This is a genomic window from Plantibacter sp. (assembly GCF_059073635.1).
Window position 1 is genome coordinate 204,391 of sequence record NZ_JCACOF010000009.1, and the last position, 24,119, is coordinate 228,509.

The following is a 24,119-nucleotide window of genomic DNA, read 5'->3' on the forward strand; positions in this document are numbered from 1 at the left end:
CCGTGGTCGGCGCGAGGGTCGCCAGGGTGGTACTCGACTCCCCGTTGCCACAGCTCGACCATCTGTTCGACTACGCCATTCCCGACGAGCTGGCCGATGACGCCGTGCTCGGCGCGCGCGTCTCGGTCCCGTTGCGCTCGGCCGGGCGGTCGGCGAACGGGTTCATCGTGGACCTCGCCGACTCGAGCGAGTTCGGCGGGGCGCTCAGCCCGCTGAGCTCGGTCGTGTCGTCGGTACCGGTCCTGACCCCGACCCTGTGGACGCTCGCTCGCCGTGTCGCGGATCGCAGCGCCGGCAGCGCGATGGACGTCCTGCGTCTCGCGATCCCGCCGCGACAGGTCCGGGTGGAGAAGACCTGGGCCGCCGCGGCCCCGCCGGAGCCTCCGTCGGTCGAGCGGCGCACCGTCCCGGGGTTCGCCCCCGGCTCCCTCGACCGTCTCGCGCCGGGGGAGCGGTACGCGATCAGCGCGATCCCCACCCTGACCGCGACGAGCGCGGGCGTCTGGCTCCCGGACTGGTCCTTCACGCTGGCGGCTCTCGCCGTGAACCAGCTGGCCGAGGGCAGAAGCGCGATCCTGTGCGTCCCCGACTACCGGGACGTCGAACACCTCCTTGCGGCGCTCGACGACCTCGGTGTCGGTGCCGCGGTCGCGAGGGCCGACGCCAAGCAGACCCCCGCTGCTCGCTACCGCTCCTACCTGGACGGACTGCATCCGGTGCCGCGGATCGTCGTCGGCAACCGGTCGGCCGTCTATGCACCGGCGCACGACCTCGGACTCATCGCCCTCTGGGACGACGGCGACCCCCTCCATCAGGAGCAGCTCGCCCCCTATGTGCACGCCCGCGACGTCGCGTTGACCCGGCAGGAGATGAGCGGATCCGCCCTTGTCTTCGCCGCGCATTCGCGCAGTACCGAGACGCAGCGACTCGTCGAACTCGGCTGGCTGCACGAGGTCGCACCCACCCCGCCGATACGACCGAGAGTCGTCGTGTCCCGGGCCAGCGGCGACGACGCCATGACGAGCCAGGCGAGGATCCCGTCGAGCGCGTGGCGCGCGGTCGACGAGGCATTGCATCACGGACCCGTGCTGGTCCAGGTCGCGCGGCCGGGGTACGCGCCGCACCTCGCCTGTCGACGGTGCGGGACGAGGGCCCACTGCTCGGTGTGCCACGGTCCACTCCAACTCGCCACAGCCCGTTCGCAGCCCTCCTGCCGTTGGTGCGGTCACCTCGCGGCTGGGTGGTCGTGCGAGACCTGTCACGACACCGCGTTCCGCGTCACGGCCGCCGGCACCGGCCGGACCGCCGAGGAACTGGGCCGGGCGTTCCCCCGGTACCGGGTCGTGGTGTCGGACGGAGACGCCCCCAAGTTCGAGGTCGGCCCGGAGCCGGCGCTGGTGATCGCGACCCGAGGCGCGGAGCCCGTCGCCGCGGGCGGCTATGCCGCCGTCCTCCTGGTCGACGCCGACCGCATGCTGGCGCGGGAGTCGCTCCGCGTCGCCGAGGACTGCCTGCGGTGGTGGTCGAACGCCGCAGCTCTGGCCGCTCCACGCGCGCCGGTGCTCCTGATCGGCGTCGAGGCCCCCGTGGCGAACGCCTTCGCCCTCTGGCAGCAACCGCGGTTCGCGAGTGAGGAACTCGCCGAGCGCAGAGAGCTCGGGTTCCCTCCCGCGGTCCGGAGCGCGACCCTCACCGGCACCCGCGACGCCGTCGACGCCGCTCTCGCCGCACTGCCCGCCGAGTACCGGAGCCGCGTGCTCGGCCCGACCGTCGACGAAGCGGGGGACAGCGTCGCGATCCTGCGGGTCGACTACGGCCACGCCAGGGCGGTCGCCGAGCAGTTGCGGGCGACCGTCGTCGCGCAGGCGGCGAAGCGTCGACGGCCGACCCCCGGCAGGCGGGCGCCGAAAGCCCCGCCTACACTCAGAGTACGATTCGACGATCCGGAGATGCTGTCATGATCCACCCCGTCCACGAAGTCCGAACCGCATGAGGCTGGTCTTCGCCGGCACCCCCGCCGTCGCCGTCCCGACGCTCGACGCCCTCGTCTCGGCCGGGCACGAGATCGCGGCCGTCGTCACTCGACCCGACGCCCCGCTCGGCCGCAAGCGGATCCTGACCCCGTCACCGGTGGCAGCGGCCGCCGAACGGCTCGGGCTCCCGGTCATCCGCGCTGCACGTCTCGACGACGACGCGACCGCGCGGATCGTCGCGCTCCGTGCGGAACTCGGCGTGATCGTCGCGTACGGCGGACTCGTCCGCGAACCCCTCCTGTCCGCGCCGGCACACGGTTGGATCAATCTGCACTTCTCATTGCTGCCGGCCTGGCGCGGCGCGGCTCCCGTCCAGCGGTCCGTGATGGCCGGAGACGCGGTCACCGGTGCATCGGTCTTCCAGCTCGTGCCGGCTCTCGACGCCGGAGACGTCTTCGCGACGGTGGAGACGCCGATCGGCGAGGGCGAGACCTCGGGGGAGCTCCTCGACCGCCTCGCCGAGCTCGGCGCACCGCTCACCGCGGAGGTCGTCGCCGCCATCGCCGCCGGCACCGCGGTCGCGGCCCCGCAGCAGGGCGAGGTGTCGCTCGCGCCGAAGCTCGACGGCCAGGACGGTCGGATCGTCTGGGACCGCCCCGTCGCCGACGTGTGGTCGCAGATCCGCGGGGTGACGCCCGAACCGGGCGCGTTCACCCTCCTCGACGAGTCACGGCTGAAGGTGCACCGTGCCGTCCCCGCGACGACCATGCCGACGGACCCACCGGCGCCCGGGACGATCGCGTCCATCGACGGCCTCGTCCTGGTCGGCACGGCGGACACACCGTTGCAACTGCTGCAGGTGCAGCCGGCCGGGCGCACGGCGATGCCCGCCGCCGACTGGTGGCGCGGCGCGTCCGCTGGAACCGATCGGCTGGTCACCGCGTGAGCGGCCAGCAGCCCGAGGGCCAGCGACGCCGCGACCGACGGCCCCGCGACGAGGAACCCCGACGCGGACGCCAGCGTCCCACGCGTCCGCGTGACTCGGCGACCGTGCAGCCGGCACGCCGAGTGGCCTTCGACGTCATCCACGCCGTCAGCACCTCGGACGCCTACGCGAACCTCCTCCTGCCACACCGGCTGGCCGAGGCGAAGTTGAGTCCGGCGGACGCCGGCCTCGCGACCGAGCTGACGTACGGCACCCTTCGCCGACGCGGGTACTACGACCGCGTCATCGCGCACGCGGCGAAGCGTCCCGTGACCGAGATCGACGACGCGATCCTCGACGTCCTGCGGCTCGGTGCCCATCAGCTGCTCTCCATGCGCGTCGCAGGCCACGCCGCCGTGAACGAGTCCGTCGAACTCGCCCGGTCCGCCGGTTCGCGGTCGGCGGCCGGCTTCACCAACGGTGTCCTCCGCACCATCTCGCGGACCGAACCCGCCGAGTGGGAGCGGATCCTGCTGGGTGAGGTCACGAACGACACCGATCGCCTGGCAGTGAGCACCGCCCACCCGTCGTGGGTCGTTCGGGCCATCAGGCAGGCGCTCGACCTGCAGGACCGCGGCGACGAACTCGAGGAGGCGCTGGCCGCGGACAACCTCGCCCCGCAGGTGAACCTCATCGCGCTCCCGGGGCTCGCCGATCGGCCCGAGGACGCCGAGCCGAACCGCTTCTCCCCATACGGCTTCCGCAACCCCGGCGGCGACCCGGTCCAGCTCGTCGGGACCGGCGGCGGCCGCCTCCGCGTCCAGGACGAGGGCTCGCAGCTCGCCGCGCTCGCGCTGACGCGGGCGGTACCGGTGCGGCCCGGCGAGCGATGGCTCGACCTGTGCGCGGGCCCGGGTGGCAAGGCGGCACTCCTGGCCGCCGAGGCTCTCGCCGGGGAGGCACGCCTCGATGCGAACGAACTGGTCCCTGCGAGGGCCCGTCTCGTGGAACGCGCCCTCGCAGGTGTCCCGCTCGAGGTGTCGGTCTCGACCGCCGACGGCACGAAGCTCGCTGCGGAGCATCCCGGGAGCTACGACCGAATCCTCCTCGACGCCCCGTGCACCGGGCTCGGCGCGCTGCGACGACGACCGGAGGCGCGGTGGCGGAAGACCCCGAAGGACGTCTCCGAACTCACCCGACTGCAGGGCTCACTGCTCGACGCCGCCATCACCGCGCTCGCTCCCGGCGGGATCGTGGCGTACGTGACGTGTTCGCCGCACGTCGGCGAGACGGCACTGATCGTGGAGAGCGCGCTGCGAGCCCACCCCGGGATGGAGCGACTCGACACCTCCGCGGTGCTCGACCAGGTCACGACCGAACCGCTCGACGCCGCGGCGCCCGGTGGCGCGGTCCAGCTCTGGCCGCACCGCCAGGGCACCGACGCCATGTACATCGCGCTGCTCCGCAAGCCCGCGGAGTCGGCCGGACCCACCGTCGATCGATAGGCTCGAGCACATGTCCGCGCGCATCAACCCGAGCATCCTGTCCGCCGATTTCGTGAACCTCCAGGCCGACCTGGAGCGGATCGCGAGCGCCGACCTCGTCCACGTCGACGTCATGGACAACCATTTCGTCCCGAACCTCACGTTCGGTCCGCAGATGGTCGGTCGCATCCAGGACGTGTCTCCGGTCCCGCTCGACGTCCACCTCATGATCTCGGACGTCGATCGATGGGCTCCCGGCTACGCCGAGCTCGGGGCGTTCTCGGTGACGTTCCACGCCGAGGCCACCGGCGACCCCGTCGCCCTCGCCAGACGCCTGCGTTCCATCGGGGCGCGTGCCGGGATCGCGGTGAAGCCCGGCACGCCCATCGAGCCGTACCTGGAACTCCTGCCGGAGTTCGACCAAGTGCTCGTCATGACGGTCGAACCGGGGTTCGGCGGACAGTCGTTCATGCCGGAGACCATGCCGAAGCTGCAGGCGCTGTCAGCCGAGGTCGCACGCACCGGTCTCGACGTCTGGCTCCAGGTCGACGGCGGGATCTCCGCGGACACGATCGGGATCGCGGCCGCCGCCGGTGCCGACACCTTCGTCGCGGGGTCGGCCGTCTACAGCGGTTCCGATCCGGCCTCGAACATCGCGCTGCTCCGGGCCGCCGCCGAGGCGTCGACGCACACCCACTGACGCAGCGGGCCGGTCCAGCGCGTCCGCGGTGCGCGCCGCCGCCCGGAACCGGTACCCTGGAGCACGTGAAAACCTTCGACGAGCTGTTCGACGAGCTGCGCCTGAAGGCCGAGACCCGGCCGGAGGGTTCCGGCACCGTCCGCGAACTGGACACGGGTGTGCACGGCATCGGGAAGAAGATCGTCGAGGAGGCCGCCGAGGTCTGGATGGCGGCCGAGTACCAGAGCGACACCGAGACGGCCGAGGAGATCTCCCAGCTGCTCTACCACGTGCAGGTGATGATGGTGGCGAAGGGGCTCACCCCCGCCGACGTCTACCGACATCTGTAGGAGCACGTCGCGGCGCATCCGCCGCGCCTCCTGATCACCCTGTCGAGACACCATCGCACAACACGAAAGTCACCCCATGCTGAGAGTCGCCGTGCCCAACAAGGGCTCGCTGTCCGAGACCGCCGTCGAGATGCTGCAGGAGGCCGGCTACGCGACCCGTCGCGACACCAAGGAGCTCCACGTCGTCGACGCACGGAACGACGTCGAGTTCTTCTACCTCCGTCCGCGCGACATCGCGACCTACGTCGGTTCCGGCGCCCTCGACATCGGCATCACGGGGCGCGATCTGCTCCTGGACTCGCACTCCGCCGCGACTGAACTCGCCGAGCTGGGCTTCGGCGGGTCGACGTTCCGCTTCGCCGGTCCGGCCGACGAGTTCTCCGAGCTCTCCGATCTCGCGGGGAAGACGGTCGCCACCAGCTACCCCGGCCTCGTCGGCAACTTCCTCCGCGACGCCGGTGTGGATGCGACGCTCGTCCACCTCGACGGTGCGGTCGAGTCGGCGGTCCAGCTCGGGGTCGCGGACGCGGTGGCCGATGTCGTGTCCACCGGCACGACCCTCCGGAAGGCCGGACTGGGCATCTTCGGCCCGGTGATCCTCGACTCCACCGCCGTGCTCATCGCGTCGCCGGAGACGAAGCCCACCACCGCGACGCTCATCCGCCGACTGCAGGGCGTCCTCGTCGCGCGGCAGTACGTGCTCGTCGACTACGACCTCCCGGTCCGGCTGCTCGAGCAGGCGACCGCCGTCGCCGGTGGCATCGAGTCGCCGACGATCTCGCCGCTCCGCGACCCCGAGTGGGTGGCGGTCCGGGTCATGATCCCTCGCGGCGACGCGAACGACGTCATGGACCGCCTCTACGAGCTCGGCGCACGCGCCATCCTCGTCACGGCCATCCACGCCGCCCGACTCTGAATCGCCCGTCCCTCACCACCCGTCCCAGTCGCTCTGCGGAGGCCTCCGTGTCACTCGCCACCCGAGTCATCCCCTGTCTCGACGTCGCCGACGGGCGCGTCGTGAAGGGCGTCAACTTCCTCGACCTCCGCGACGCCGGCGACCCCGTCGAACTCGCGAAGCGCTACGCCGAGCAGGGCGCGGACGAACTGACCTTCCTCGACGTCACGGCCACCGTCGCCGAACGCGACACCACCTACGACCTCGTCAGCCGGACCGCCGAGCAGGTCTTCATCCCGCTCACGGTCGGCGGCGGGGTCCGCTCGACCCAGGACGTCTCCCGGCTGCTGGCCAGCGGGGCGGACAAGGTCGGCGTGAACAGCGCCGCGATCGGCCGACCGGAGTTGCTGGGGGAGATCGCCGACCGCTTCGGCGCTCAGGTCCTCGTCCTCTCCCTGGACGTGAAGCGACACGCCGGCAGCGCATCCGGATGGATCGTCACGACACACGGCGGCCGACGTGAGACCGAACTCGACGCGCTCGCCTGGGCCACCGAGGCGATCGACCGCGGTGCGGGCGAGCTGTTGGTGAACTCGATCGACGCCGACGGCACCAAGGCCGGGTTCGACACCGAGCTCATCAGCGCCATGCGCGAGATCAGCCGGGTTCCGGTCATCGCGTCAGGGGGAGCAGGCCGCCTCGCCGACTTCCCACCCGCGATCGCCGCGGGGGCCGACGCCGTCCTCGCTGCGAGCGTCTTCCACAACGGCGAGTTGACGATCGGCCAGGTCAAACAGGAACTCGCCGACGCCGGTTGGACGGTGCGGGCATGAGCGCGGACATCACCATCCCGGTGGGCGCCGATCCGGAGACCGCGATCGGGCAGCTCACCTTCGACGCGCAGGGCCTGCTCCCCGCGATCGTGCAGCAGTGGGACTCCCGCGAGGTGCTCATGCTCGGCTGGATGGACGCCGAGGCCGTCCGCCGGACGATGACCGAGGGTCGGGTCACCTACTGGTCCCGCTCACGACAGGAGTACTGGCGCAAGGGGGACACCTCCGGACACGTGCAGTTCGTCCGGGCGCTCGCCTACGACTGCGACGGGGATACCCTGTTGGTGGAGGTCGATCAGCACGGCGCTGCCTGCCACACGGGCACGCGCAGCTGTTTCGACGGCCGGAGCCTCGACGTCGTCGCAGCGCCATCGCCGACACCATGAATCGAGTTGGAGCATGACCGAGAGCACTGCAGCACCCCAGTCCGGGCCGGTGGAGCCGCCGAGGCGCGACGAACCGTCCGAGGCTGACGAGCTCGAGTCACGAGCTCTGCGCAGTCGTCAGCGCCGCCTGAAGACCCTGCTCCTCGTCACCGCCGTCCTCGCCGACGCGCTCATCCTCGCGGCGTGGACCCAGACCTGGCTCTCGATCAGCCTCGTGGGCGTCGGCCCACACTCCGGCGCGCTCGACGTGGTCGGCTCCGTCGCCGCTCCCGCCCTGTCCGCACTCGCCCTCGCCGGTCTCGCCCTCGTCGCGGCGCTGGCGATCGCCGGGCCGGTGTTCCGCATCATCCTCGGCCTGCTGGAGGCCGTGATCGGCGCCTGCGTCATGATCTCGTCGATCGCCGTGCTCGCCTCGCCGGCGACCGCGGGCGCGGCGGCCGTGACCGAGGCCACGGGCGTCGCCGGGAGCCAGTCGACCATCGACCTCGTCGCGGCGACCACGCTCACCGCCTGGCCGGCGATCACCCTGGTGCTCGGCGTCGTGCTCGCACTCGCCGGGCTCGCGACCGTGCTCACCCACCGCCGGTGGCCCGGTCCGTCGAAGAAGTACCAGACCGTCCGGTTCACGCAGGTCGAGACGGCCCCGAGCGCCGACCCGGTGGGCGCCTGGGACGACCTCAGCCGCGGCGACGACCCGACGCGCTGACCGCTCCGCCGACCCCCGACGGCACCCCGGGCCACCTGGGAACTCGTGGCCCACGCACGGAACCGCGCGCCGGTTGCCGGTACACTGGAACCCGCACTCGCACAGAAGGAGAACCATGAGCACCGACCCCTCGGACCCCGGCCACGGACACTCGCCCGCCGCCTGGACGGCCGTGATCATCATGTTGGTCGCGTTCGCCGCCGGTACGGTCTTCTTCTGGCTCGACATGCCCGTCCTCGTCTGGGCCTCCGCCGGCGTCCTCCTCCTCGGGTGGATCACGGGCGGTGTCCTCGCCAAGGCGGGTTACGGCGTCGGCGGGTCCAAGACCGTGGCGAAAGAGCACTGAACATGCTCGCCGACCTGATGGCCGGCGCGAAGGAGGACGCTCTCGGGCGCCTCGCGGGCCGTCCGGCTGCAGTCGTCGAAGCCGCTGCTGTCGACGCCCCTCCGGCCATCGACGCCCTCGCTGCGCTCGCCCCGGCCGACCAGGTCAAGATCATCGCCGAGGTCAAGCGGTCCAGTCCGTCCCGCGGCGCGCTGGCCGACATCCCCGACCCGGCGCTCCTCGCCTCGCTCTACGAGCAGGGTGGTGCCAGCGCGGTCAGCGTGCTGACCGAGGGCCGGAAGTTCGGCGGTTCGCTGCAGGACCTCGAGGCCGTCCGTGCCGCGATCCGCATCCCGGTCCTGCGCAAGGACTTCATCTCCTTGCCGTACCAGGTGTTCGAAGCCCGGGCATCCGGCGCCGACCTGGTCCTCCTGATCGTCGCCGGACTCGATCAGGCCACCCTGTCGTCGCTGCATGAACTCGTCGTGCAGCTCGGCATGACCCCGCTGGTCGAGACCCATTCCGCCGACGAGCTGGCCAGAGCGAGCGACATCGGCGCGCGGCTCATCGGTGTCAACGCGCGGAACCTCAGCACCTTCGAACTCGACCAACACCTCTTCGGATCGTTGACCGACCGTTTCCCCGCCGACGCCGTCAAGGTGGCCGAGTCCGCTGTGCTCCGCGCCGCCGACGTCGCCGCCTACCGACGTGACGGCGCCGACGTCGTCCTGGTCGGCGAGGCGCTCGTCACCGGCGACCCCGTCGCCACCCTCGAACAGTTCCTGGGAGCCACCGCATGACCATGTCACCAGCCACCCCCGCCCACGCGGAACCGACGCACCTCCGAGACGAAGCCGGTCCGTTCTTCGGCGACTTCGGCGGACGCTACATGCCGGAGGCGCTCATCGCCGCGGTCGACGAGCTCGCGACGGCCTACGAGGCCGCCAAGGCCGACGAGAGCTTCCAGGCCGAGCTGACGACGCTGCTCCGCGACTACGCCGGCCGCCCGTCGATCATCACCGAGGTGCCACGCTTCGCCGCATCGGCCGGTGGTGCGCGCATCTTCCTCAAGCGCGAGGACCTCAACCACACCGGCTCGCACAAGATCAACAACGTCCTGGGCCAGGCGCTCCTCACGAAGCGCATCGGCAAGACCCGCGTCATCGCCGAGACGGGGGCCGGTCAGCACGGTGTGGCCACGGCCACCGCGGCCGCTCTCTTCGGCCTCGACTGCACGATCTACATGGGCGAGGTCGACACCGAGCGCCAGGCGCTCAACGTCGCCCGCATGCGGCTCCTCGGCGCGACCGTGATCCCCGTCACGACGGGGTCCCGGACCCTCAAGGACGCCATCAACGAGGCGTACCGCGACTGGGTCGCGTCGGTCGAGACCACGAACTACATCTTCGGCACCGCGGCGGGCCCACACCCCTTCCCGGTCATGGTCCGCGACTTCCAGAAGATCATCGGAGAAGAGGCCCGCGCACAGCTCCTCGAGCTGAACGGTTCACTTCCCGACGCGGTCGTCGCCTGCGTCGGTGGCGGCTCCAACGCCATCGGTATCTTCCACGCCTTCCTCGACGACGCGGACGTCGCGCTCTACGGAGTGGAGGCTGCCGGCGACGGCGTCGACACCCCACGGCACGCCGCGTCCATCGGCCGCGGTCGTCCGGGTGTCCTGCACGGTGCCCGCACCTTCGTCCTCCAGGACGACGACGGCCAGACCGTCGAGTCCCATTCCATCTCCGCAGGCCTCGACTACCCGGGCGTCGGACCGGAGCACGCCTGGCTCGCCGACACCGGCCGGGCGACGTACGTCCCCGCGACGGACGCCGAGGCGATGGAGGCCTTCCGGCTCCTGAGCCGCACCGAGGGGATCATCCCAGCGATCGAGTCCGCCCACGCACTGGCCGGGGCCATCGTCCTCGGCAAGGAACTGGGCCCCGAGGCGACCATCCTGATCAACCTCTCCGGGCGCGGAGACAAGGACGTCGAGACGGCTGCCACCTACTTCGGACTCCTCGACGAGGCCGGGCGGAACGCATGACCGCCCCGGCCACCGACCACACGACGGTCTCACCGGTCGCCTCGGCGATCGACGCCGCCGCCGTCGACCGCCGCGGCGCCCTCATCGGGTACCTCCCCGTCGGGTTCCCCGACCTCCAGACGAGTATCGACGCCGCCATCGCGCTCGCGCAGAACGGCGTCGACGTCCTCGAGCTCGGCGTGCCCTACTCCGACCCCGTGATGGACGGAGCGGTCATCCAGGCAGCGACCATGACCGCCCTCGCGGAGGGGTTCCGGTTGCGCGACGTCTTCACGGCGATCAGCGCCATCCGCGCCGCCGTGGACGTCCCGGTCCTCGTCATGACGTACTGGAACCCGGTGCTGCAGTACGGCGTCGAGCGCTTCGCCTCCGACCTCGCCGCGGCCGGCGGAGCCGGGCTCATCACCCCCGACATCACCCCCGACGCCGCGGCGGACTGGCTGGACGCCAGTGAACGCCACGGCCTCGACCGGGTCTTCCTCGCAGCACCGACGTCGAGCGACGAGCGCCTGTCGCTCGTGACCGAGCGCTCCCGCGGCTTCGTGTACACCGTCTCCACGATGGGCATCACCGGTGCCCGGCAGGACCTCGACGCGGCCGCGAAGACCCTCGTCGGTCGTCTCCGCACGGCGGGGGCACAGCACGCGTGCGTCGGCATCGGCATCTCGACCGCGGAGCAGGTCCGCTCGGTCCTCGAGTACGCCGACGGAGCCATCGTCGGCTCCGTCTTCGTCAAGGCTCTCGCCGACGGCGGCGTCCCGGCGATCACCGAGGTCGCCCGTTCACTCGCGGCCGGCACCGCCCGCTGAGGGTATCCTCACCACGTCCGCGATGCTGAAAGCCCTACACTCGATCAGAGTTCGTAACGAAAGGCGACCACTGCAGTGATTGCACCCCTCAGCATCCCGAGCCCGAACCCGGACATCGCGACCTTCAGCGTGGGCCCGTTCACGGTGCACATGTACGCGCTCTGCATCATCGCCGGGATCATCGCCGCCACCATCCTCACCTCCCGGCGGCTGACGAAGCGCGGTGCCGAGCCGGGCATCGTGCTCGACATCATCCTGTGGGCCATCCCCTTGGGGATCATCGGTGCGCGGATCTTCCACGTCCTGACCCACCCCGGCGACTACTTCTACCCGGGTGCCGACCTCCTGCGGACGCTCTACATCTGGGAGGGCGGCATCGCGATCTTCGGTTCGCTCATCGGTGGAGCGGTCGGCGCCTACATCGGCTGCCGCATGACCGGGATCCGGTTCTGGACCTTCGCCGACGCCCTCGCGCCCGGCCTGCTGCTCGCCCAGGCGTTCGGTCGCCTCGGCAACTACTTCAACCACGAGCTCTACGGGCTCCCCACGGACCTGCCCTGGGGCCTCGAGATCGAGGCCAGCAACCCCGCGTTCCCGATCGGTCTGCCCGCCGGCACGCTGTTCCACCCCACGTTCCTGTACGAGATCATCTGGAACCTGCTGGGGGTGGCCGTCATCCTCTGGATCGGACACCGCTTCAACCCGCAGTGGGGCCGCCTGTTCGGTGTCTACCTCATCTGGTACGGCGCCGGTCGCACGGTCTGGGAGACCATCCGGATCGACCCGAGCGAGTACCTCTTCGGCATCCGCGCCAACGTCTGGGCCGCGATCCTCGCGATCGTCGTCGGACTCGCGATCATCGTCATCCAGTCGCGTCGCCACACGGGTGCCGAGCCGTCGCCGTACGTCCCCGGCCGTTCCTGGGCCGATCCGAAGGCTGCGGTAGACTACTACGACACCGACGCGGAGAACCTGGGGCTGCGCAGTGCCTCCGCCGACGACGATGCCGACGGATCAGACCGCACTGCGTCATCCACTCCGTCGTCCGAAGCCACGGTCGCCACAAGCAAGACCGGCTCTCGCTCCTAGGCTGAACGCACCCTCGTCGGCCCGGTGGATCCCGGCTCAGCAGGGGATCCATCACCCGTTTCGTCCCAGGGCCAGCGACGTCCCCCTTCTGATCCCCTTTCGTGAGGACGGTAATTCCATGGCGCATGCACCGTACGCTTCGTTCAGCTCGGTTCCGCCCAAGCAGGGCATGTACGACCCGGCGAACGAGAAGGACGCCTGTGGCCTGGCGATGGTCGCGACCCTGACGGGCGAGGCCTCGCACAGCATCATCGACGCGGCGCTCGGTTCGCTCCGCAACCTGGAGCACCGCGGCGCGATCGGTTCCGACGCCGGGACCGGCGACGGCGCGGGCATCCTCACCCAGATGCCCGACGCCTTCCTGCGCGGCGTCGCCGGATTCGACCTGCCGCCGCTCGGTGCGTACGCCGTGGGCATCGCCTTCCTGCCCACCGACGCCTCCGAGCGCGCACAGCTCCAGACGCGCATCGCCGCGATCGCCGCCGAGGAGGAACTCACCGTCCTCGGCTGGCGCGAGGTGCCGGTCGACCCCGACGAGCTGGGGAAGCTCGCCCGTGCGGCCATGCCGGCGTTCGAGCAACTGTTCGTCACCGGGTCCGGCGCCTCGACGCCGACCGGGATCGCCCTCGACCGACTCGCCTTCCGGCTCCGGAAGCGGGCGGAGCGCGAGCTCGGGGCGTACTTCATCTCCCTGTCGAGCCGCACGCTCGTCTACAAGGGCATGGTCACGACGCTCCAGCTCGAACCGTTCTACCCCGACCTGTCCGACGAGCGGTTCGCGACCAAGCTCGCCATCGTCCACTCGCGGTACTCCACCAACACGTTCCCGTCCTGGCCGCTCGCCCAGCCGCTGCGCATGATGGCGCACAACGGCGAGATCAACACGGTCGAGGGCAACCGCAACTGGATGCGCGCGCGGCAGTCGCAGCTCGAGTCCGAGCTCATCGGCGACATCCGCCCGCTGCTCCCCATCATCACGCCCGGAGCGAGCGACTCCGCCTCGTTCGACGAGGTCCTGGAGCTGCTGACGCTGACCGGACGGTCCCTCCCGCACGCCATGATGATGATGGTGCCCGAGGCCTGGGAGAAGCAGACCGGGCTGTCGCAGGAGCGACGCGACTTCTACGAGTTCAACTCCATGCAGATGGAGCCGTGGGACGGTCCGGCCGCCCTCACCTTCACGGACGGCTCACTCGTCGGCGCGACCCTGGACCGGAACGGCCTGCGTCCCGGTCGCTGGCTGGAGACGACCGACGGTCTCGTCGTCCTGGGTAGCGAGATCGGCGTCCTCGACGTCGACCCGAGCCGGGTCAAGCGCAAGGGCCGCCTGCGCCCCGGAAAGATGTTCCTCGTCGACACCGAGGCCGGGCGGATCATCGAGGACGACGAGATCAAGGACGAGCTCTCGGCTTCGGCACCCTGGGGCGACTGGCTCGACGCCGGACGCATCAACCTGAGCGACCTGCCGGAGCGCGAGCACATCGTGCACACGCCGGCATCCGTCACCCGCCGCCAGCGGACCTTCGGGTACACCGAGGAGGAGGTGCGCATCCTCCTGCAGCCCATGGGCCAGAACGGTGCGGAGCCGCTCGGCGCGATGGGGTCGGACACCCCGATCGCGGTGCTCTCCGACCGCCCTCGGCTCCTGTTCGACTACTTCGTGCAGCAGTTCGCCCAGGTCACCAACCCGCCGCTCGACTCGATCCGCGAGGAGGTCGTCACCTCGCTGAAGCTCGGGCTCGGCCCGGAGCGCAACCTCCTCTCGTGGGGCCCCGAGCACGCCAAGCAGGTCGTCCTCGACTTCCCGGTCATCGACAACGACGAGCTCGCCAAGATCCAGCACATCGACCCGAACCCGGCGAGCCCGCTGACGACGACCGTCAAGGCGCTGTACCGCGTCGAGGACGGCTCGGCCGGACTCGAGACGCGCCTGCGCGAGATGTGCGACGAGGTCGACCAGGCGATCCTCGCCGGCTCGGAGTTCATCGTCCTGAGCGACCGTGACTCGAACTCCGACCTCGCGCCGATCCCGTCGCTGCTCTCGCTCGCCGCCGTGCACCACCACCTGATCCGCGCCGAGAACCGGATGAAGGTCGGGCTCGTCGTCGAGGCCGGCGACGTGCGCGAGGTCCACCACGTCGCGCTGCTCATCGGCTACGGCGCCTCCGCGATCAACCCGTACCTGGCCATGGAGAGCTGCGAGGACCTCGTCCGCAGCGGCCTCATCCAGGGCGTCACCCGCGAGCAGGCCGTCAAGAACGTCATCAAGGCGCTCGGCAAGGGCGTGCTCAAGATCATGTCGAAGATGGGCATCTCCACGGTGTCCTCCTACGCCGGAGCACAGGCCTTCGAGGCCGTCGGCCTGAGCCAGCAGCTCGTCGACAGCTACTTCACCGGTACGGAGACGAAGCTCGGCGGTGTCGGCATCGAGGTGATCGCCGAGGAGAACGCGAAGCGTCACCGGTACGCCTACCCCGAGGACGCCGCATCGACGGCCCACGAGCGCCTGCAGTCGGGCGGCGAGTACCAGTGGCGTCGCGACGGTTCGCCGCACCTCTTCAACCCGGAGACGGTCTTCAAGCTGCAGCACGCGACCAAGACGCGCCGGTACGACATCTTCCGCGAGTACACCCACATGGTCGACTCCCAGGCGGCGCAGCTCATGACGCTCCGCGGGATGTTCACGCTCCGCGCCGGTGCCCGCCCGCCCGTCCCGCTCGACGAGGTCGAGTCGGTCGCGTCGATCGTGAAGCGGTTCTCGACCGGGGCGATGAGCTACGGTTCCATCTCGCGCGAGGCGCACGAGACGCTGGCGATCGCGATGAACAGCATCGGTGCCAAGTCGAACACGGGTGAGGGCGGCGAGGACGTCGACCGGCTCCTCGACCCGACGCGCCGCAGCGCGATCAAGCAGGTCGCCTCCGGCCGGTTCGGCGTGACGAGCATGTACCTGACGCACGCCGACGACATCCAGATCAAGCTCGCCCAGGGTGCGAAGCCCGGCGAGGGCGGGCAGTTGCCGCCGACGAAGGTGTACCCGTGGGTGGCACGGACGCGGCACGCCACGGCGGGCGTCGGCCTCATCTCGCCGCCGCCGCACCACGACATCTACTCCATCGAAGACCTCAAGCAGCTCATCTTCGACCTGAAGCGTGCGAACCCGAAGGCCCGGATCCACACCAAGCTGGTGAGCCAGTCCGGCATCGGTGCGGTGGCCGCGGGCGTCGCGAAGGCGCTCTCGGACGTGATCCTGGTCTCGGGTCACGACGGCGGAACCGGCGCGAGCCCGTTGAACTCCCTGAAGCACGCCGGGACGCCGTGGGAGCTGGGTCTCGCTGAGACGCAGCAGACGCTCATGCTCAACAACATGCGCGACCGCGTCGTGGTGCAGGTCGACGGTCAGATGAAGACCGGACGCGACGTCGTCATCGGCGCACTGCTCGGCGCGGAGGAGTTCGGCTTCGCGACGGCACCGCTCGTCGTCTCCGGGTGCGTCATGATGCGCGTGTGCCACCTCGACACCTGCCCGGTCGGCGTCGCGACGCAGAACCCGGTGCTGCGCGAGCGGTTCACCGGCAAGCCGGAGTTCGTCGTGAACTTCTTCGAGTTCATCGCCCAGGAGGTGCGCGAGTACCTCGCCGAGCTCGGGTTCCGGACGCTCGAGGAGGCGATCGGCCACAACGAACTGATCGACGCCGACCGAGCGATCGACCACTGGAAGGCGTCCGGGCTCGACCTCGCCCCGGTCCTCGTGGGTCCTGTCTTCGCCGACGACGAGCCGCGGATCAACCGCCGGCCGCAGGAGCACGAGCTCGAGAAGCACTTCGACCAGCAGCTCATCACGGCCGCCTCGGACGTGCTCGAACACGGCGGCCACTTCTCGGTCGACCTGCCCATCCGCAACACGGAGCGGGCGGTCGGCACCATGCTCGGCCACGAGGTCACCCGGCGGCACGGCGAGAACGGGCTCCCGGCAGGGAGTATCGACATCACCCTGCGCGGCTCGGCCGGGCAGTCCTTCGGTGCGTTCCTCCCCGGCGGCATCGCCCTGCGGCTCATCGGCGACTCGAACGACTACGTCGGCAAGGGCCTGTCCGGTGGGCAGATCGTCGTCCGGCCATCCGAGCGCGCAGCCTTCGCGCCCGAGGAGAACGTCATCGCCGGCAACGTCATCGGGTACGGCGCGACCCAGGGCACCATGTTCCTGAGCGGGATCGTCGGCGAGCGGTTCCTGGTGCGCAACTCCGGCGCCACGGCGGTCGTCGAAGGCGTCGGTGACCACGCGCTCGAGTACATGACGGGTGGTCTCGCCGTCATCCTGGGTCAGACCGGCCGGAACCTCGGCGCGGGCATGTCCGGCGGCACGGCCTACGTGTTCGACCTCGAACGCGACCAGGTCAACCGCGACTCCCTCGCCTCGGGGGAGCTCACCCTGTCCGAACTCGACAGTGCCGACGCCGAGATCGTCCGCGACCTCCTCGAACGGCACGTCGTGGAGACCGGTTCTCCGCTGGCCGGCCGGCTGCTCGCCGACATCGAAGACTCACTCGCCCGGTTCGTCAAGGTCCTCCCGCGTGATTACGCGGCAGTCCTGGCGACCCGACAGACCGCACTCGACGAGGGGCTCGACCCCGACGGCGACATCGTATGGAACCGAATCCTGGAGGTGACCGGTGGCTGATCCCAAGGGATTCCTGAAGGTACCGGAGCGCGAGCTCCCGAAGCGCCGGCCCGTGCCGGTCCGCATCATGGACTGGAAAGAGGTCTACGAGCAGAGCGACCCCGCGACCGTCCGCAAGCAGGCTGGTCGCTGCATGGACTGCGGCATCCCGTTCTGCCACCAGGGCTGCCCGCTGGGCAACCTCATCCCGGAGTGGAACGACCTGATGTGGCGAGGCGAGGGCCGCTCGGCCATCGAGCGGCTTGCACGCCACGAACAACTTCCCGGAGTTCACGGGTCGTCTCTGCCCGGCGCCGTGCGAGAGTTCGTGCGTGCTGGGCATCAACCAGCCCGCCGTGACCATCAAGCAGGTCGAGGTCTCGATCATCGATCAGGCGTTCGCCAACGGGTGGGTCGAGTCCCACCCGCCGGAGCGGCTGACCGGCAAGACGGTCGCCGTCGTCGGCTCCGGGCCGGCCGGCCTCGCCGCAGCCCAGCAGCTGACGCGTGCCGGCCACACGGTCGCGGTCTACGAGCGCGACGACCGCATCGGCGGTCTGCTGCGCTACGGCATCCCCGACTTCAAGATGGAGAAGAAGCACCTCGACATCCGGCTGAAGCAGATGCAGGACGAGGGCACCCGGTTCCGCGCCGGCGTGAACATCGGGGTCGACATCAGCTGGGACGAGCTCCGCGCCCGCTACGACGCCGTCGTCATCGCCACCGGTGCCATGGTGCCGCGCGACCTCCCGATCCCCGGTCGTGACTTCTCCGGGGTCCACTTCGCGATGGAGTACCTCGTGCAGGCGAACCGCGTCGGCGCCGGAGACACGGTCTCCGACCAGATCACGGCGGAGGACAAGCACGTGGTGGTCCTCGGCGGCGGCGACACCGGTGCCGACTGCATCGGCACGGCGCACCGTCAGGGTGCCGCCTCCGTCACGAACCTCGCCATCGGCACGCAGCCGGCGGGGGAGCGGCCCGAGCACCAGCCGTGGCCGATGATGCCGACGCTCTTCGAGGTCGCGAGTGCGCACGAAGAGGGCGGCAACCGCGAGTACCTGGTGTCGACCGTCGAGTTCCTCGCCAACGAGGCCGGCGAGGTGCGGGCGATCCGCGTCGCCGAGACGGAGTTCGTCGACGGCCGTCGCGTGCCGAAGAGCGGCACCGAGCGGGAGATCCCCGCCGACCTCGTCCTGCTCGCACTCGGGTTCACGGGCCCGGAGGGCGAGACCCTCGAGTCGCAGTTCCAGCTCCCCTTCACCGGGCGCGGCAACGTGGCACGGGAGCACGACTACCAGACCAACCAGCCCGGCGTGTTCGTCGCGGGTGACGCCGGTCGTGGCCAGTCCCTCATCGTCTGGGCGATCGCCGAGGGCCGCGCTGCGGCGTCGGCCGTCGACCAGTACCTCGAGGGTGAGACCCAGCTTCCCTTCCCGGTCCGTCCCACGGACCAGCCCATCTCCCTCTAGGCTTTCAGGCGGACGACAAGCGTCGGACGCATCATGCCGAGCAGTGAGTACCGAAGCGCCTCGTGCGCAGAAACCATGGAGAACACACACACATGAGACGAGCCAAGATCGTCGCAACGCTGGGGCCTGCAGTCTCCAGCTATGAGAACATCCGGGCCATCATCGATGCGGGGGTCGATGTCACCCGGATGAACCTGAGCCACGGCAGCTACGACGTGCACGAGGCCATCTACGCCAACGTGCGCAAGGCCACCGAGGACTCCGGCCGTGCCGTCGCCGTCCTGGTCGACCTGCAGGGCCCGAAGATCCGCCTCGGCAAGTTCGAGGGCGGCCCGTACGACCTCGCCGTCGGCGACATCTTCAAGATCACCATCGAGGACATCCTCGGTACCAAGGAGATCTCCTCGACGACGTTCAAGGGCCTGCCCCAGGACGTCAAGCCGGGCGACTTCCTCCTGATCGACGACGGCAAGGTCAAGGTCGAGGTCGTTGAAGCGGACGACACCGTCGTGACCACTCGCGTCATCGTCGCCGGCCCCGTGTCGAACAACAAGGGCATCAACCTCCCCGGTGTCGCCGTCAACGTCCCCGCGCTCAGCGAGAAGGACGAAGCGGACCTCCGATGGGGACTGCGTCTCGGCGCCGACCTCATCGCCCTGTCCTTCGTGCGCGACGCGGCCGACATCGACCGCGTCCACGAGATCATGGCGGAGGAGGGCCGCAAGGTCCCCGTGATCGCCAAGATCGAGAAGCCGCAGGCCGTCGAGAACCTCGAGAGCATCGTCGAGGCGTTCGACGCGATCATGGTCGCCCGTGGCGACCTCGGTGTCGAGCTCCCGCTCGAGGCCGTCCCGATCGTGCAGAAGCGCGCGGTGGAGCTCGCCCGCCGCATGGCGAAGCCGGTCATCGTCGCGACGCAGATGCTCGAGTCGATGATCTCCAGCCCCATCCCGACCCGCGCGGAGACCTCCGACGTCGCGAACGCGGTGCTGGACGGTGCTGACGCGGTCATGCTCAGTGGCGAGACGAGTGTCGGCGCCTACCCGGTGATCACGGTCCAGACCATGGCCCGGATCGTCGAGTCGACCGAGATCCACGGTCTCGACCGCGTTCCGCCGCTCGGCACGAAGCCGCGCACCCAGGCCGGAGCGATCACGTTGGCGGCCGTCGAGGTGGCGGACTTCGTCGAGGCGAAGTTCCTCTGCGTCTTCACGGAGTCGGGCGAGTCGGTCCGCCGCATGGCCCGTCTCCGCAACCGGATCCCGATCCTGGCGTTCACGCCCGACCCGGCCATCCGTCGTCGGATGGCGCTGAACTGGGGCGTCGAGTCCTTCGTCGTCGAGCGCGTCACGCACACCGACCAGATGGTCGCCCAGGTGGACGAGGTCCTCGTCGCCACGGGCAAGGCCGCCGTCGGTGAGCCGGTCATCATCATCTCCGGTTCCCCTCCCGGCATCCCCGGGACGACGAACGACATCCGCGTCCACAAGGTGGGCGACGTCCTCTAGTCGTCGACAGCAGCGAAGGCCGTGGTCCTCCCGTACGGGGACCACGGCCTTCGTCGTCCGCCGGGTGTGCGGTGGCACCGCGATTCCGGACGCCGTGGGTCTAGCCTGATGCCCATGAACCGTTCCGTCCTCGTCGACGACACCCTCCGCAGCGCGGTGGGCCTGGAGCCGGGAGGCGTCGACCGTGAGGCGACCGGTGTCGGCGGGACTCCTGGCCTCCCGATTCGCCGTCCTGGAGCTCGCCGCGGTCGCCGTCGGCGCCGTGGAGGATGCCGCCGACCGACTCCGCATCGCCCTCGGATACGAGCCGATGCACACGGCTCTCGACCTCGAGCGGATCGCCGCGGCCTACCAGAGCGACCGCCTGTTGCGGATCGACGGAGCAGCCGTGGACGCGTTCGCGCCACTGTCCGGCTTCTTCGCCGCGGCAGACGGCTGGGTGCGCACGCACGCGAACTACCCGCACCATCGTCGCCGCCTGAGCGCCATGCTCGGGATCGGCGACGAGGCCACCCGCGCAGAGCTCGCCTCGGCGATCGCCTCCCGCTCGGCTCTCGACCTGGAATCGGAGGCCGCGGGAGTCGGCGCACTCCTCGTCGCCGTCCGGAGCGCTGCCGAGTGGTCGTCCACACCACAGGCCGCCGTCGGTGATGGACCGCTCGTCAGGCGTCATGGCGGCTCCGTCGGCTCGACGATCGCCTCGCGGGTGCGGCCGACGAGGCGGCAACCCTTGCGCGGCCTCCGCGTCCTCGACCTGACGCGGGTGATCGCCGGTCCGGTGTCCACGAGGACCCTCGCGCTCCTCGGCGCGGACGTCCTGCGCGTGGATCCACCGCAGGTCCCCGAGATCCCGTGGCAGCACACCGACAGCGGCCAGGGGAAGCGGACGGCGACGCTCGACGCGTCGACACCGCGCGGCCTCGCGACACTGCAGACGCTGAGCGACGAGGCCGACATCCTGGTGACGGGGTACCGACCACACGCCCTCGAGCGCCTCGGTCTGCGAGGTCGCGACGGTCTGGTCACCGGCTCCGTCGACGCCTGGGGTACGACGGGGCCCTGGGGTGATCGACGCGGTTTCGACAGCCTGGTCCAGGCCGCCACGGGCATCGCGCTGGTCGAAGGGGAGGACGGCGCCCCGGGTGCCCTGCCGGCTCAGGCGCTCGACCACAGCGCGGGATACCTGCTGGCGGCGGCCATCGTCGACGACGTGGCGGCGGTCGTCGGCGGCGGTGATGCCGGCCGGTCGTCGGTGTCGCTCGCCCGCGTCGGTGCGGCGCTCCAGCGACTGCCACGATCCGAGGAACGCCCGCCGTCGGACCTCCCGGGAGCGCGGTGCCTGGTGACCCACGGTGCGGTGACGACGGCCCGCCCCGGGCTCAGCGCCTTCGACGACCACGCGTCCCCGGCGGCGGTCCTGGGGAGCGCCGAACCGCAGTGGACCCCGCGCAGCTGATCCCGGCACACTCCGCACCGGGAGATGACCGCCGTCCGGTCGCTCGCCTACCCTGGAGGTATGCGCCTCATCCTCATCAGACACGGTCAGACCTCGTCCAACGTCGCCGGCCTGCTCGACACCGCGATCCCCGGTGCCGTCCTCACCGACCTCGGCGAGACGCAGGCGGCCGCCCTCCCCAAAGCGCTCGTGGGGGAGCGGATCGACGCGGTCTACGCCTCCACCGCGGTGCGGGCGCAACAGACCGCCGCACCTGTCGCCGAAGTCAGCGGGCTTCCCGTGATCGTCCGTGACGGACTCCGGGAGATCAGCGCCGGCGACAACGAGATGCTCGGGTCGCCCGAGGCCGTCCAGGTCTACATCGACACCATCGTGGCGTGGGCGATGGGCGACCTCGACACCCGGATGCCGGGCGGCGAGAACGGCCACGAGGTGTTCGCGCGCTTCGACGCCGTGATCGAGGAGCTCGAGGGTTCCGGACTGGAGAGCGTGGTGGTCGTGAGCCACGGAGCGATGCTCCGGTCCTGGCTCGGGCTGCGCGGGGCGAACGTCGACGGACACTTCATCGGCACGCACCCCATCACGAACACGGGCGTCATCATCGTCGACGGGGACACGACCACCGGTTGGCGGGTCGACACGTGGACGGGCGACGCCGTCGGCGGACCGGAGCTGACGACGGAGGCCGACGGTCCGGCCGCCGCCGTCGAGCGCGGCTTCTGATCAGTTCGCGTCGTCGGCCGAGGTCGCGCCGTCCGTGAGGAACGGTCCGGGCTCTTCGCCGGGCTGACCCGGGAGTGAGCCGACGAGACGGTCGAGCTCGGCGGCGTCGACGTCGATGCCCTGGTCGCTGAGACGGTCCGCCAGCGCTGCCCGGACGTCGAGGTCGGGAGTGAGGGACCGGTCGGCTGCGACCTGCACGAGGATGCCCTGGAGCCGGTCGTCGGTGCTGGCGTCGTGGACGTCCTGGCGCGGGTCGGTGTGCTCTGCGGTCATGGTGTCGGGTCCCATCGTGTCGGACGACGTGAGGTACGCCGTGCTCTCGACGGTACGCTACGGCGTCGCCGACACCTCCCGCAGGGGCTTGACGATCGAGAGCGGTTCACGGGTCGTCGGAGCCTGGTGAGCTGCAGTCCGAAGCTGAGACTCCACTCGTCGCGGTACCGGTGGTGGGACTCGAACCCACACGTCTTTCGACAAAGCATGTTGAGTGCGCCCGGAGGGCTTTCCCACTCGTTCGCGGTACCGGTGGTGGGACTCGAACCCACACGTCTTTCGACAAAGCATTTTGAGTGCTCCGCGTCTGCCATTCCGCCACACCGGCGCGTCCGCCGCACGGCGAACAGCAACCTGCATCAGAGTACCGTAGGATTTGAGGGTGACCGAGCAAGAGACCCCTCCCGCAGCCCCACGGCGCGTCGTCGTCGCTGAGGACGAATCCCTCATCCGCCTCGACATCGTCGAGATCCTCCGCGACAACGGTTTCGAGGTCGTCGGCGAGGCCGGCGACGGCGAGACCGCTGTCGCCCTCGCGACGGAACTCCGTCCGGATCTCGTGATCATGGACGTCAAGATGCCTCAGCTCGACGGCATCTCCGCGGCCGAGCGCATCGGTAAGGCGCACATCGCCCCGGTGGTCCTCCTCACGGCCTTCAGCCAGAAGGAGCTCGTCGAGCGGGCGAGTGAGGCAGGTGCCCTCGCCTACGTCGTGAAGCCGTTCACGCCGAACGACCTCCTTCCCGCGATCGAGATCGCCCTCTCGCGCTACCAGCAGATCATCACCCTCGAGGCCGAGGTCGCCGACATGGTCGAGCGGTTCGAGACCCGCAAGCTCGTCGACCGGGCGAAGGGCCTCCTCAACGAGAAGATGGGCCTCACCGAGCCCGAGGCGTTCCGCTGGATCCAGAAGGCCTCCATGGATCGCCGCCTCACCATGCACGATGTCGCGCAGGCCATCATCGAGCAGCTCAGCGCCAAGAAGTAGCGCTCCTCCCTCGTCGCAAGAGCGGCCCGTCCCCTCGGGGGCGGGCCGCTCTGCTGTGTCCGGTGCCGGACTCGTCAGCCGGTCGGTGCGTCCTTGATGAGGTTCGTGATGCGGATCGTGGAGCACCGTCGTCCCTGCTCGTCGGTGACGGCGATCTCGTGCACGGTGAGCGAGCGACCGAGGTGGATCGGCGTGCAGACACCCGTCACGATGCCCTCGGTGGCGGATCTGGTGTGCGTCGCGTTGATGTCGATGCCGACCGCGAGCTTGCCCGGGCCCGCGAAGAGGTTGGCGGCCATCGAGCCGAGGGACTCGCCGAGCACGACGTACGCCCCACCGTGCAGCAGCATCGCGGGTTGGGTGTTGCCCTCCACCGGCATGGTGGCGACGGATCGCTGCACCGTGAACTCGGTGAACTCGATGCCCATCTTGGCGGCGAGTGCGCCACTGCCCCTCGTCCGCAGGAACTCGAGTGCGTCGTCGGTCTCGTTCGTCATGTCCACCTTCGGATCGGGCCTGAGCCGTGTCGGCACCGGCT

The 24,119-nt window shown here is 70.3% G+C and carries 21 protein-coding genes, 1 tRNA gene and 1 pseudogene; 20 read left to right on the plus strand and 3 right to left on the minus strand.

The features are described from left to right. Window positions 1-26: 26 nt before the first annotated feature. The 19 genes and pseudogenes from AC5JOC_RS10975 (at window position 27) to AC5JOC_RS11065 (ending at window position 22,320) form a co-directional block, all read left to right on the plus strand. On the plus strand, window positions 27-1,961 hold the full coding sequence (locus AC5JOC_RS10975) for a primosomal protein N' family DNA-binding protein (protein ID WP_494246439.1): 1,935 nt from the start codon (window positions 27-29) through the stop codon (window positions 1,959-1,961). Window positions 1,962-1,989: 28 nt separating this feature from the next. Next, the gene (fmt, locus tag AC5JOC_RS10980) at window positions 1,990-2,919 is read left to right on the plus strand and encodes a methionyl-tRNA formyltransferase (protein WP_274499942.1); all 930 of its coding nucleotides are present in this window, start codon (window positions 1,990-1,992) and stop codon (window positions 2,917-2,919) included. Continuing rightward, a complete protein-coding gene (locus tag AC5JOC_RS10985; protein ID WP_426738053.1) occupies window positions 2,916-4,403 on the plus strand; it encodes an RsmB/NOP family class I SAM-dependent RNA methyltransferase in 1,488 nt (495 codons plus the stop codon). Before fmt ends, AC5JOC_RS10985 begins: the two co-directional genes overlap by 4 nt. Window positions 4,404-4,413: 10 nt before the next feature. Continuing rightward, the gene (rpe, locus tag AC5JOC_RS10990; protein WP_079705936.1) at window positions 4,414-5,082 is read left to right on the plus strand and encodes a ribulose-phosphate 3-epimerase; all 669 of its coding nucleotides are present in this window, start codon (window positions 4,414-4,416) and stop codon (window positions 5,080-5,082) included. Between the two features lie 65 nt (window positions 5,083-5,147). Continuing rightward, window positions 5,148-5,411, plus strand: coding sequence for a phosphoribosyl-ATP diphosphatase (locus AC5JOC_RS10995; protein WP_064293847.1), 264 nt, complete (start codon window positions 5,148-5,150; stop codon window positions 5,409-5,411). Window positions 5,412-5,487: 76 nt separating this feature from the next. Continuing rightward, window positions 5,488-6,327 carry an ATP phosphoribosyltransferase gene (hisG, locus tag AC5JOC_RS11000; protein WP_064293848.1) on the plus strand — a complete coding sequence of 280 codons (840 nt, stop codon included), beginning with the start codon at window positions 5,488-5,490 and terminating at the stop codon, window positions 6,325-6,327. 47 nt (window positions 6,328-6,374) lie between these two features. Next, window positions 6,375-7,139 (plus strand): imidazole glycerol phosphate synthase subunit HisF, encoded by a 765-nt coding sequence (gene hisF / locus AC5JOC_RS11005; RefSeq protein ID WP_494246440.1) that lies wholly within the window; start codon window positions 6,375-6,377, stop codon window positions 7,137-7,139. Then, on the plus strand, window positions 7,136-7,525 hold the full coding sequence (gene hisI, locus AC5JOC_RS11010; RefSeq protein ID WP_079705938.1) for a phosphoribosyl-AMP cyclohydrolase: 390 nt from the start codon (window positions 7,136-7,138) through the stop codon (window positions 7,523-7,525). Before hisF ends, hisI begins: the two co-directional genes overlap by 4 nt. 13 nt (window positions 7,526-7,538) lie before the next feature. Next, entirely contained in the window at window positions 7,539-8,231 is a 693-nt protein-coding gene (locus AC5JOC_RS11015; RefSeq protein WP_411558387.1) for a Trp biosynthesis-associated membrane protein, read from the plus strand. A 115-nt stretch (window positions 8,232-8,346) separates the two neighbouring features. Beyond that, the gene (locus AC5JOC_RS11020) at window positions 8,347-8,577 is read left to right on the plus strand and encodes a DUF6704 family protein (protein WP_079705940.1); all 231 of its coding nucleotides are present in this window, start codon (window positions 8,347-8,349) and stop codon (window positions 8,575-8,577) included. Between the two features lie 2 nt (window positions 8,578-8,579). Beyond that, on the plus strand, window positions 8,580-9,356 hold the full coding sequence (gene trpC, locus AC5JOC_RS11025) for an indole-3-glycerol phosphate synthase TrpC (protein ID WP_079705941.1): 777 nt from the start codon (window positions 8,580-8,582) through the stop codon (window positions 9,354-9,356). Continuing rightward, window positions 9,353-10,603 (plus strand): tryptophan synthase subunit beta, encoded by a 1,251-nt coding sequence (gene trpB / locus AC5JOC_RS11030; RefSeq protein WP_370281926.1) that lies wholly within the window; start codon window positions 9,353-9,355, stop codon window positions 10,601-10,603. The genes trpC and trpB overlap by 4 nt, the downstream gene beginning before the upstream one ends. Beyond that, complete coding sequence (gene trpA / locus AC5JOC_RS11035; RefSeq protein WP_079705943.1) at window positions 10,600-11,412, plus strand: tryptophan synthase subunit alpha; 813 nt, start codon at window positions 10,600-10,602, stop codon at window positions 11,410-11,412. The genes trpB and trpA overlap by 4 nt, the downstream gene beginning before the upstream one ends. A gap of 75 nt (window positions 11,413-11,487) precedes the next feature. Next, a complete protein-coding gene (gene lgt / locus AC5JOC_RS11040) occupies window positions 11,488-12,501 on the plus strand; it encodes a prolipoprotein diacylglyceryl transferase (RefSeq protein ID WP_079002517.1) in 1,014 nt (337 codons plus the stop codon). A 118-nt stretch (window positions 12,502-12,619) separates the two neighbouring features. After that, on the plus strand, window positions 12,620-17,182 hold the full coding sequence (gltB, locus tag AC5JOC_RS11045) for a glutamate synthase large subunit (protein ID WP_159878807.1): 4,563 nt from the start codon (window positions 12,620-12,622) through the stop codon (window positions 17,180-17,182). Then, a pseudogene (locus AC5JOC_RS11050) lies at window positions 17,175-18,633 on the plus strand (glutamate synthase subunit beta). Before gltB ends, AC5JOC_RS11050 begins: the two are co-directional and overlap by 8 nt. Window positions 18,634-18,725: 92 nt before the next feature. Next, complete coding sequence (gene pyk, locus AC5JOC_RS11055) at window positions 18,726-20,141, plus strand: pyruvate kinase (RefSeq protein ID WP_079705946.1); 1,416 nt, start codon at window positions 18,726-18,728, stop codon at window positions 20,139-20,141. Window positions 20,142-20,337: 196 nt separating this feature from the next. Continuing rightward, window positions 20,338-21,597, plus strand: a complete 1,260-nt coding sequence (locus AC5JOC_RS11060) for a CoA transferase (protein WP_494246441.1) — start codon at window positions 20,338-20,340, stop codon at window positions 21,595-21,597. Between the two features lie 60 nt (window positions 21,598-21,657). Further along, window positions 21,658-22,320 (plus strand): histidine phosphatase family protein, encoded by a 663-nt coding sequence (locus AC5JOC_RS11065; protein WP_079705948.1) that lies wholly within the window; start codon window positions 21,658-21,660, stop codon window positions 22,318-22,320. Here AC5JOC_RS11065 and AC5JOC_RS11070 read toward each other — a convergent pair whose 3' ends face one another. Further along, window positions 22,321-22,593: a hypothetical protein gene (locus AC5JOC_RS11070; protein ID WP_124769355.1), complete on the minus strand. Its 273-nt coding sequence runs from the start codon at window positions 22,591-22,593 to the stop codon at window positions 22,321-22,323. Between the two features lie 247 nt (window positions 22,594-22,840). Beyond that, a tRNA-Leu gene (locus AC5JOC_RS11075) sits at window positions 22,841-22,921 on the minus strand. Window positions 22,922-22,975: 54 nt separating this feature from the next. Between AC5JOC_RS11075 and AC5JOC_RS11080 the strand changes: the two genes are divergently transcribed. Further along, window positions 22,976-23,581 (plus strand): ANTAR domain-containing response regulator, encoded by a 606-nt coding sequence (locus AC5JOC_RS11080; RefSeq protein ID WP_064296913.1) that lies wholly within the window; start codon window positions 22,976-22,978, stop codon window positions 23,579-23,581. A gap of 74 nt (window positions 23,582-23,655) precedes the next feature. Here the strand turns inward: AC5JOC_RS11080 and AC5JOC_RS11085 are convergent, their stop codons facing one another. Beyond that, complete coding sequence (locus AC5JOC_RS11085; protein WP_079705949.1) at window positions 23,656-24,078, minus strand: hotdog fold thioesterase; 423 nt, start codon at window positions 24,076-24,078, stop codon at window positions 23,656-23,658. Between the last annotated feature and the right edge of the window lie 41 nt (window positions 24,079-24,119).

What these genes read in the sequence shown, in the direction of transcription:
- fmt (WP_274499942.1), top strand. Translation starts at nt 1,990, where the DNA reads ATGAGGCTGGTCTTCGCCGGCACCCCCGCCGTCGCCGTCCCGACGCTC.
- gltB (WP_159878807.1), top strand. Translation starts at nt 12,620, where the DNA reads ATGGCGCATGCACCGTACGCTTCGTTCAGCTCGGTTCCGCCCAAGCAG.
- AC5JOC_RS11070 (WP_124769355.1), bottom strand. Translation starts at nt 22,593, where the DNA reads ATGACCGCAGAGCACACCGACCCGCGCCAGGACGTCCACGACGCCAGC.
- trpC (WP_079705941.1), top strand. Translation starts at nt 8,580, where the DNA reads ATGCTCGCCGACCTGATGGCCGGCGCGAAGGAGGACGCTCTCGGGCGC.
- AC5JOC_RS11085 (WP_079705949.1), bottom strand. Translation starts at nt 24,078, where the DNA reads ATGACGAACGAGACCGACGACGCACTCGAGTTCCTGCGGACGAGGGGC.
- AC5JOC_RS11020 (WP_079705940.1), top strand. Translation starts at nt 8,347, where the DNA reads ATGAGCACCGACCCCTCGGACCCCGGCCACGGACACTCGCCCGCCGCC.
- rpe (WP_079705936.1), top strand. Translation starts at nt 4,414, where the DNA reads ATGTCCGCGCGCATCAACCCGAGCATCCTGTCCGCCGATTTCGTGAAC.
- hisI (WP_079705938.1), top strand. Translation starts at nt 7,136, where the DNA reads ATGAGCGCGGACATCACCATCCCGGTGGGCGCCGATCCGGAGACCGCG.
- trpB (WP_370281926.1), top strand. Translation starts at nt 9,353, where the DNA reads ATGACCATGTCACCAGCCACCCCCGCCCACGCGGAACCGACGCACCTC.
- hisG (WP_064293848.1), top strand. Translation starts at nt 5,488, where the DNA reads ATGCTGAGAGTCGCCGTGCCCAACAAGGGCTCGCTGTCCGAGACCGCC.
- trpA (WP_079705943.1), top strand. Translation starts at nt 10,600, where the DNA reads ATGACCGCCCCGGCCACCGACCACACGACGGTCTCACCGGTCGCCTCG.
- pyk (WP_079705946.1), top strand. Translation starts at nt 18,726, where the DNA reads ATGAGACGAGCCAAGATCGTCGCAACGCTGGGGCCTGCAGTCTCCAGC.
- AC5JOC_RS11015 (WP_411558387.1), top strand. Translation starts at nt 7,539, where the DNA reads ATGACCGAGAGCACTGCAGCACCCCAGTCCGGGCCGGTGGAGCCGCCG.
- AC5JOC_RS11065 (WP_079705948.1), top strand. Translation starts at nt 21,658, where the DNA reads ATGCGCCTCATCCTCATCAGACACGGTCAGACCTCGTCCAACGTCGCC.